The sequence below is a fragment of the Mitsuokella sp. oral taxon 131 str. W9106 genome (assembly GCF_000469545.1).
Taxonomy (GTDB): Bacteria; Bacillota; Negativicutes; order Selenomonadales; family Selenomonadaceae; genus AWVT01.
Genome location: NZ_KI273060.1, coordinates 106,278 through 115,585 on the forward strand (window position 1 = coordinate 106,278; position 9,308 = coordinate 115,585).

Below are 9,308 nucleotides of genomic sequence, written 5' to 3' on the forward strand. Positions count from 1 at the left end.
AGCGAGCCTTTTTCTGTATCGATGTATCCATGATGTAGCAATAGGAGGATGGCATGAAGAGCGATACGATCAGCGCGATTGCGACGCCAAGGGGAGAGGGCGGCATCGGCATCGTGCGCATCAGCGGCAGCCATGCGCTCTCTGTGGCGGATGCGGTATTTCGCGCGCGCAGCCAGAAGGCGCTCGCGGAAGCCGCGAGCCACTGCGCCGTCTACGGCTGCGTTGTCGAGCGTGACGGGACGCCGGTTGACGAGGGACTGGCGCTCGTCATGCGTGCGCCGCATTCCTACACCTGCGAGGATGTCGTCGAGCTTCAGTGCCACGGCGGGCAGAGCGTCATGCGCCGCGTGCTCGCGCGCACGTGGGAGGCGGGCGCACGAGCCGCAGAGCGCGGCGAGTTCACGAAACGCGCCTTTTTGAACGGCAGGATCGACCTCGCGCAGGCGGAAGCCGTCATGGCGGTTGTCGAGGCGCGGAGCGACCGCGCCCTCAAGATGGCGCAGGGTCATCTTGCTGGTCATTTTTCAGACCGCATCCGTGCCATGCGCCATCAAATTCTCAGCATGGTCGCCCATATCGAGGCGGCGATCGACTTTCCGGAGAACGAAGTCGACGACGTGCTGGACGTCGACCTCACGCGTGACATCACGCGGCTTGCAGAGGAAATACGCGGGATTCTGTCGACGGCGAACGCGGGGCGCATCCTGCGCGACGGGCTTTTGACGGCTATTGTCGGCAGGCCGAACGTCGGTAAGTCGAGCCTCCTGAATGCGCTTCTTCGCGAAGAGCGCGCGATCGTCACCGATATTCCCGGCACGACGCGCGATGCCATTGAGGAGTACGCCGATGTCGGCGGCGTGCCGCTGCGCATCATCGACACGGCGGGGATCCGCGCGACGGAGGACACCGTCGAGCGGATCGGCGTCGAGCGGGCGCGGGACTACGCCGCGCGCGCTGCGCTCGTGCTCGCGCTGTTTGATCGGTCGCGCCCGCTCGGCGAAGAGGACGAGGCGATTCTCTCCTTGCTCAAGAAAAAGCAGGCGATTCTCCTGCTTACGAAGGCCGATCTCCCGCCCAAGACGACGCGTGAGGATCTGCTTGCGCGCGTGAAAGCGATGGGCGTCGTCTCGGCATCCGGCTCCATGCCGCAGGTCATCGAAATCGCGGCGCAGGCAAAGGGCGGTGTGGATAGGATCGGCTTTGACGTGCTCACGGACGCCGTTTGCCGTATCGCCTACCAAGATGCTGCGGAAGGGGACGAGGCGGATTTCGTCGCAGACGCGCGTCAGGCAGATGCCCTGCGCCGTGCCGAAGAGCACTTGCGCGCCGCGATTCTTACGATGGAACAGGAAATGGGACTCGATTTCGTCTCCATTGACCTGCGCTCAGCGGTGGAAGCCCTCGGCGAGCTCACAGGCGAGACCGTCGGCGATGCGATTTTGGACGAGATTTTCAGCAAGTTCTGCATTGGCAAATAAAGAAGGATGGACATGCAAGATTTTTCATTCGTTGCGGGCGATTACGACGTCATCGTGATCGGCGCAGGCCACGCGGGCGTCGAGGCATCGCTTGCCGCCGCGCGTCTCGGCTGCCGCACGCTTATGGCGACGCTCTCGATGGACAACATTGCGCTCATGCCCTGCAATCCGTCCGTCGGCGGCCCCGGAAAGGGGCATCTCGTGCGCGAGCTTGACGCGCTCGGCGGCGAGATGGGCGTCAATGCCGACAAGACGTGCATCCAGTTCCGCCTGCTCAACACGGGAAAGGGACCTGCCGTCCACGCACTTCGCGCACAGGCGGACAAAAAGCGCTATCAGCTCCAGATGAAAGAGACGTGTGAAAACACGGAATATCTCGACGTCAAGCAGCTCCTCATCACGGAGCTGCTGCTCACGGAGGATCGAGACGCCGTGCGCGGCGTGCGGGCGGAGACGGGCGAGATCTACCTTGCACCGGTTGTCGTCATGGCGACGGGCACGTATCTCAAGGGGCGCATCATCATCGGCGAGACGCAGTATGCGGGCGGTCCATCTGGACAGCGGGCCGCGTTCTCCTTTTCGGATTCGCTCGCGCGCGCAGGGGTCGCCCTTATGCGCTTTAAGACGGGCACGCCGGCCCGTGTCGACGCGCGCACGCTCGATTTCGAGGAGATGGAGATCCAACGGGGACACGAGGACGCGCCGAACTTCTCGTTTTTGACCGAGGAGCGCACGCGTGAGCAGGTGCCGTGCTATCTCACCTATACGAACGAGGAGACGCATCGGATCCTGCGCGAAAACATGGGGCGCGCGCCCATGGCAAACGGCATCATCGAGGGCATCGGACCGCGCTACTGTCCTTCCATCGAGACGAAAATCCTGCGCTTTCCGGGAAAAGACCGCCATCAGCTCTTCTTGGAGCCGGAGGGGCTCCATACGAATGAAATCTATGTGCAGGGCATGTCGACGAGCATGCCGATGGACGTGCAGATCGCCTTTCTCCATACGATACCCGGGCTTCGCCACGCGCGCGTCATGCGCGCGGGCTACGCCATCGAGTACGACTGCATCGATCCGCTGCAGCTCAAGGCATCGCTCGAATTCAAGGCGATCCGTGGATTTTTTTCGGCGGGACAGGCAAACGGCACGTCGGGCTATGAGGAAGCGGCGGCGCAGGGACTCATCGCTGGCATCAACGCGGCGATGCGCATAAAAGGCGAGAAACCGCTTGTGCTCAAGCGGTCCGAAGCCTATATCGGCGTGCTCATCGACGATCTCGTCACGAAGGGAACGAACGAGCCGTACCGCATCATGACGAGCCGCGCCGAGTACCGCCTGCTGCTCCGACAGGACAATGCCGACCTTCGGCTCACGCCGCACGGGCGGCGCATCGGGCTCGTAACGAATGCGCGCTGGGCAAAATTCGAGCAGAAGCGTGCGGCGATCAAGGGCGCGATGCAGGAACTGAAAGAGCGTCTCATCCGTCCGAGCCAGGAAACGAATGATCGGTTGGAGGCGGCAGGGCTGCTTCCCATCAAGACCGCGATGCCCGTTGGCGATCTCCTGCGCCGCCAAGGCGTGACGTACGCGCATCTCGCACAGGTATTTTCCCTTGCGCCGCTCGAAAAAGACGTCTGCGAAGAAGTCGAGACCATGGTACGGTACGAGGGCTATATCCAAAAGCAGCTCGACCAAGTCGCGCACGTCGAAAGACTGGAGGCGAAGCTCCTGCCCGAGTCGATCGACTATGCAGACGTGCCGAGCCTGCGCGATGAGGCGCGCGAAAAGCTCGCCGCCATCCGTCCGCATTCTGTCGGGCAGGCATCGCGCATCAGCGGCGTCTCGCCAGCCGACGTCTCCGTCCTGCTCGTCTACCTCGAACAGCGTCGGAGGATGCGTCAGGGAGAAAGGGGAGGGGAAACGCGTGTTTAAGGAAATCCTCGCGCGTGCCGCGAAAGACTATGGCACGCCGCTGAGCGACGTGCAGCTCGCGCAGTTCACGCGCTACTACGAGCTGCTCGTCGAGTGGAACGAGCACGTCAACCTCACGGCGATCACCGATCCCGAGGGCGTCGCGGTAAAGCATGTCATCGACTCGATTTCGGCATGCGCCGCCGCGCCCTTTTCGGATGGCACGACGGTCCTCGACATCGGCACGGGCGCGGGATTTCCGGGACTGCCGCTCAAGCTATTCGCGCCCGCGATCCGCTTGACGCTCATGGATTCGCTCAACAAACGCATCCGATTCCTGCAGGCCGTCACGGATGCGCTTCATCTCGACGGCGTGACCTGCGTCCACGCACGCGCCGAGGAAGCCGCGCGCGACCAAGCGTATCGCGAGCAGTTCGACATCGTCTGCGCACGCGCTGTCGCACGCCTTCCCGTCCTCGCCGAGTATGCGATGCCGTTCGTCCGCCTTGGCGGGCGCTTCCTCGCACTGAAGGGAAAGGCATTTGCCGAAGAGGCAGCGGAGGCGAAACATGCGGTCAAAGTGCTCGGCGGCAGGGGAATCGGCATCCGTGAAGTGCATCTGCCAGGGCTTTCCGACAAGCGCGCCGTCCTTTGCATCGAAAAAGCCATGCCGACGCCGAAGCCGTATCCGCGCAAGGCGGGAACGCCCGCAAAATCGCCCATTCTTTGAAGAAAGCCCAATATCCGCGTCGATATTCTGTCCGCAGCCATTGACGGGAATTTTCGCAAAGGGAGCAGCCCATCCGTGTGGGAGGGCTGCTTTTTGCTGTAGTTTCCCGTATGGCCTCTCTTGCATTTCTCGCTAAATATGAGACAATAGAGGGGATAAGGCAGGTGAGGAAGCCGCGTGGTTAAATTATTGGTAACGGATCTTGATGGCACGTTATTGCCTTCGGGACGAACCGTTTCGTTGGGGAATATCAAGGCGGCGCAGGCTGCGACTGCCGCAGGGGTCGTGGTGACGCTTGCGACGGGGCGTATGTTCCGAGCGGCATTGCCGATTGCCGAGCAGCTCGGCGTCGATGCTCCGATCATTGCATACAATGGTGCGCTCATCAAACGCATGTCCGGGGAGGTGCTTTTCTCAAAGTTCTTGCCGCCTGATTTGATCCGAGAGGTCGTGACGTTCGGTCAGGAACGCGGATGGCATTTGCAGTCGTACTGTGCGGATCGCGTGCTTTTTGCCCAGTACGACGCATACGCAAGGGCGTATGAGCAGAATCAGGAGATCCAGGGAGAGATCGTCGGATGGGATGGGCTTCGTTCGTGCACGGAGGAGGTCTGCAAACTGCTCTCCATCACGTCTGGCGGAGAGGAAACCGATGCGCGCGTTGCGGCGCTCAACGCGCATTTCGGGGAGCGTATCGAGGCGATGCGCTCCAATGCGAACTATGCGGAGATCGTAAGCCCGGGCGTTTCCAAGGCGTCAGCGCTCGTGCGGCTCACCGGGATCCTCGGCATTCCGCTCGCGGAGACGATGGCGATCGGCGATGCGGACAACGATCTGCCGATGCTTCGTGCGGCAGGCAGGAGCATTGCGATGGGGAACGCCGTGCCGGAGGTCAAGGCAGCATGCGACTACGAGACGGCAAAGTGCAGCGAAAACGGGTTTGCAAAGGCAGTTTACGACTACGTACTTGAAGGAGGAATGCGCCAATGAATTCAGAGACAGGGGAGCAGGCAGACGCTGCCGAGCCCTTTCGCCTTGTCATTGTGACCGGCATGTCGGGCGGCGGCAAGACACAGGCGAGCCGCTATCTTGAGGATCTCGGCTACTTTTGTGTCGACAATCTGCCGCCCATATTCATTCCGAAATTCGTTGAGCTCTGCAAGCATGCGGGCGGGCATGTCGGCAAGGTCGTGCTCGTCGTCGACGTGCGCAGCCGCGAGTTCTTTGACGTGTTCGTGCACACGCTTGAGGTGCTTGACCGCGACGACGTGCCGTATGAGATGCTCTTCATGGATGCGTCGGACGAGACGATCATAAGGCGTTACAAGGAGACGCGCCGCCGCCATCCGATGGCACCATCGGCGCGCATTTCGGCAGGCGTCGCAAAGGAGCGCGAGCGGCTTGCGCTCGTGCGCGCAAAGGCGACGTACGTCATCGACACGTCCGATCTCGCGAAGGCGACGCTGCGCGACAAGATCCACCGCCTCTTCGGGCTGGGCGGCGGCGATCAGATGAATATCAACGTGCTTTCGTTCGGCTTTAAGTTCGGCATGCCGCTCGACGCCGACCTCGTGCTCGACGTGCGCTTCTTGCCGAACCCATTCTATGTGGAGGAGATGCGCCACAAGAGCGGCGCGGTGCCGGAGGTCGCGGCGTACATCGCAAAGTGGCCCGTGACGCAGGAGTTCCTCTCGCGCCTCGACAACATGATGGATTTTCTCGTGCCGCAGTACGTCAAGGAGGGAAAGAGCCAGCTCGTCATTGCCGTCGGCTGCACGGGCGGACTGCACCGCAGCGTCTTTACCGCAAAACATATTTACGATCGCCTTGCCGGGCAGGGATATCCTGTACGCATCGAGCACCGCGACCTCATGAAGAACGACGTGCATGAGCACGTGCGGGAGGAATGCTGAATGCATCTTTTGAAATGGCTGTATCCCGGCATGAAATTCAAGCGGTGGATGCTGCTTTTTTCGATCGGCGTCATGCTGCTGAGCCTTGGCGTTGCGCTCATATTCAACTACAAGGTCATCGATTTCATTGAAGAAGAGCTGTTCCGCTTCATCTACCTTTGGCAGGGCAGCTACAACTACACGTTTACGACGCTCGCAGGCGTCGCCGTCTTTGCGTTCGGCATCGTGCTCATGCTCATCGCGACGCGCTATATCATCCGTTCGGTCATCATGGTGCTGCTGCCGGAGGGAAGCGGACGCCTCGTCGATCTCATCTACGAGAAGCGCCGTCTCGGCAAGGGACCGTCGATCGTCGTGGTCGGCGGCGGGCATGGGCTCTCCGTCCTTTTGCGCGGCATCAAGAGGGCGACGAGCAACGTCAGCGCCGTCGTGACAGTCGCCGATGACGGCGGCTCGTCTGGGCGCCTGCGCGAGGACTTCGGCATGATCCCGCCGGGCGACCTGCGCAACTGCCTCGTCGCGCTCGCCGACACCGAGCCGCTCATGGAAAAACTCTTTCAGTATCGGTTCAAGGGCGAGAGCGAGCTTGCGGGCCATTCGTTCGGCAACCTCTTCATCGCTGCGATGGCAGAGGTCACGGGCGACGTGGAGCGAGCGCTTCGCGAGTCGTCCAAAGTCCTCGCGGTCAGGGGGGAGGTGCTTCCCGCTTCGAAGGAGTACGTGCGCCTCGATGCGATCATGGCGGACGGTACGGTCGTCGAGGGCGAGTCGCACATCCCCGAGGTCAAAAAGCGGATTCGCCGCGTGCGCCTTTTTCCCCCGCATGTAAAGCCCGTTCAGGCGGCGCTCGACGCGCTCGAAAATGCGGATGCCATTGTGCTCGGCCCGGGCAGCCTCTACACGAGCATCATGCCGAACCTTCTCGTCGACGGCGTTGCGGACGCGATCCGGCGGAGCAAGGCACTCAAGATCTATATCTGCAATGTCATGACGCAGCCCGGCGAAACGGACGGCTACACGGCGTCCATGCACGCAAAGGCGATCATCGACCACGGTGGAAAGGGGATCATCGACTTCATGCTCGTCAATAGCGCGCCGATCTCAAAGGAGATGAAGGCGTATTATGCGAAGGAAGGAGCTGCGCCCGTCGTCGTCGACGAGACGGCGATCAATGCGCTCGGCATCGGCTTCGTCAAGGCGGACATCATCAACCAAAAGGAAGTCATTCGCCACGATCCGGACAAGCTTTGCAAGAATGTCATGAAGATGGTCGACGGCCTGCGTCCGAGCGGGAACGGCAAATACTTCATGCGCGGCCGGCATGGGATTTGATCGCGGGAGGACGCTATGCCATCGTTTGCGACGGAAGTAAAGAATGAGGCGGCGCGCCTTTCGTACGAATCGCCCTGCTGCCGCACGGCGGAACTTGCGGCGCTCCTTCGCATGGGCGCGACGATTGCGCTCGGTGCGCGCCATACCTTCGGGCTGAACTTCAAGACGGAAAATGCCGCCGTTGCGCGCAAGGCGCTGCAACTCCTGAAGAGCGAGGGCGGCGGCGTCAAGACCGAGGTCACGGTCAGCCGAAACCGACGGCTCAAAAAGAACAACCGGTACACCGTTTCGGTTCCGCCTGCGCCCAACGTCTCCGCACTTTTGGAGACGCTCGGCTTTTTGCAGGAAGAGCGGCTCAACATGGATTCAGACGCCAGGCTCCTCCGGAAGTCGTGCTGCCGTGCGGCGTACCTGCGCGGCGCATTTCTCGGCGGCGGAAGCGTGAGCCGACCCGATGCGCAGAGCCACCTCGAACTCGTGACGGGAAGCTACGGCCTTGGCAAATTGCTTCATAATCTATTGCGGCGCATGGAATTTCCTGTCGGCTTTACCGATCGGAAAGAGAGCTACGTCGTCTACCTCAAGGAGGGGGATGCGATCCTCGACTTCCTCGCGATGATGGGCGCGGAAAAGGCGGTCTCCGCAATGGAGGTCGCACGCAACATCAAGGAAGTGCGCGAACAGGTCAATCGCCTTGTCAACTGTGAGACGGCGAACCTCCAAAAGGCGGTCGATGCCGCGGGCAGGCAGCTTGCAGATATCCAGCACCTCGCGGCGGCAGGCGTGCTCGACGGGCTTCCGGAAGCCTTGCGCGAAGTCGCAGACGCGCGGCTTGCACAGCCGGCGGCGAGCCTTGCGGAACTCGCAGACGCGATCCATCTGACGAAGTCCGGGCTCAGCCACCGCATGCGGAAGCTGTGCGCCATGGCGGCAAAACTGCGAGGGAAGCAAATGGGGAAATCTTTTGCCCGAAAGGAGTATCGATGATGAAAATCGTGAAACGCGTAATGGCAGGCATCGCGCTGCTGCTTGCCATGCTGGCACTCGCTGCCGTGCTCGCGCCGACGCCGAAGGGCGTCCTCGTCCTCGAGTATCATGAGGTTGCGGACAGCGTGCCGAGCGACGAGTGGGCATACAATGTGCCGCCGGAGGATTTTCGCGAACAGCTTGCCTATCTGCGTGCAGAGGGCTACGAGACGATCTCCATGCTCGACTACGCAAAGGCAAAAAAAGGGAAGCTCATGCTCCCCCAAAAGCCCGTCGTTCTCACCTTCGACGACGGTTATGAAAACAACTATACGACGCTCCTGCCGATTCTTGAGGAATACGGCATGAAAGGCACCGTCTACATGATCACGAACCGCATCGGACGCGAGGGGTACCTCACGTGGAACCAGCTCCGCGACATGCAGGCGCGCGGCATGGAGATCGGCAGCCACACGGCGAACCATCAGCCGCTCACGACCTTTGACCCGAAGAAACAGGACGATGAGCTGCGCCTCTCCAAACTGCTGCTCGAATGGAACGGAATCCATACCGTCTTTTCCTTTTCCTATCCAAATGGCGCATACGATGCGTCGCTTCCTGCCATGCTCGAAAAGAATGCGTATCTGACAGCTGTCACGGGCGATGCGGGACTCAATACGATGGCGACAAACCCCTACCTCATGCAGCGCGTCAACGTGCCGCATCCGCGCTTGGGCATTTTGGAATTCAAGGCGCGCCTGCTGAAAGCAAAGATTTGGACGCTGCTCAGGATCAAGCAGCACATCGCGCAGTCGTAATCATACCCGCCTTGTGGGCTCGATGTCGATGCCGTCCATCGACCCTGCTTTTCTGCCGTGTTTCTTCGACATTTTGCGCGGCAGGACCTGCTTCGTCCGACAGGAAGAAAAATCGAAACTTTTTTTGCAAAAGGTATTGACAGGGGGATTCGCCTAGGGT

Annotated in this window: 8 protein-coding genes; all 8 read left to right on the forward strand. The window is 61.0% G+C overall.

What is annotated here, in order from left to right:
- Positions 1-53 precede the first annotated feature (53 nt).
- The 8 genes from mnmE to HMPREF1985_RS06965 all read left to right on the forward strand — a co-directional run bounded on the left by mnmE (position 54) and on the right by HMPREF1985_RS06965 (position 9,148).
- Entirely contained in the window at positions 54-1,478 is a 1,425-nt protein-coding gene (gene mnmE / locus HMPREF1985_RS06930) for a tRNA uridine-5-carboxymethylaminomethyl(34) synthesis GTPase MnmE (RefSeq protein WP_021771839.1), read from the forward strand.
- A 12-nt stretch (positions 1,479-1,490) separates the two neighbouring features.
- A complete protein-coding gene (mnmG, locus tag HMPREF1985_RS06935) occupies positions 1,491-3,410 on the forward strand; it encodes a tRNA uridine-5-carboxymethylaminomethyl(34) synthesis enzyme MnmG (RefSeq protein ID WP_040637347.1) in 1,920 nt (639 codons plus the stop codon).
- Complete coding sequence (gene rsmG, locus HMPREF1985_RS06940; protein ID WP_021771841.1) at positions 3,403-4,119, forward strand: 16S rRNA (guanine(527)-N(7))-methyltransferase RsmG; 717 nt, start codon at positions 3,403-3,405, stop codon at positions 4,117-4,119. Before mnmG ends, rsmG begins: the two co-directional genes overlap by 8 nt.
- Positions 4,120-4,296: 177 nt before the next feature.
- Entirely contained in the window at positions 4,297-5,109 is an 813-nt protein-coding gene (locus HMPREF1985_RS06945) for a Cof-type HAD-IIB family hydrolase (protein WP_040637349.1), read from the forward strand.
- Positions 5,106-6,032 carry an RNase adapter RapZ gene (rapZ, locus tag HMPREF1985_RS06950; protein WP_021771843.1) on the forward strand — a complete coding sequence of 309 codons (927 nt, stop codon included), beginning with the start codon at positions 5,106-5,108 and terminating at the stop codon, positions 6,030-6,032. Before HMPREF1985_RS06945 ends, rapZ begins: the two co-directional genes overlap by 4 nt.
- On the forward strand, positions 6,033-7,364 hold the full coding sequence (yvcK, locus tag HMPREF1985_RS06955; protein ID WP_021771844.1) for a gluconeogenesis factor YvcK family protein: 1,332 nt from the start codon (positions 6,033-6,035) through the stop codon (positions 7,362-7,364).
- 15 nt (positions 7,365-7,379) lie between these two features.
- On the forward strand, positions 7,380-8,351 hold the full coding sequence (gene whiA / locus HMPREF1985_RS06960) for a DNA-binding protein WhiA (protein WP_021771845.1): 972 nt from the start codon (positions 7,380-7,382) through the stop codon (positions 8,349-8,351).
- Entirely contained in the window at positions 8,351-9,148 is a 798-nt protein-coding gene (locus HMPREF1985_RS06965) for a polysaccharide deacetylase family protein (RefSeq protein ID WP_155943535.1), read from the forward strand. The genes whiA and HMPREF1985_RS06965 overlap by 1 nt, the downstream gene beginning before the upstream one ends.
- The last annotated feature ends 160 nt before the right edge of the window (positions 9,149-9,308 follow it).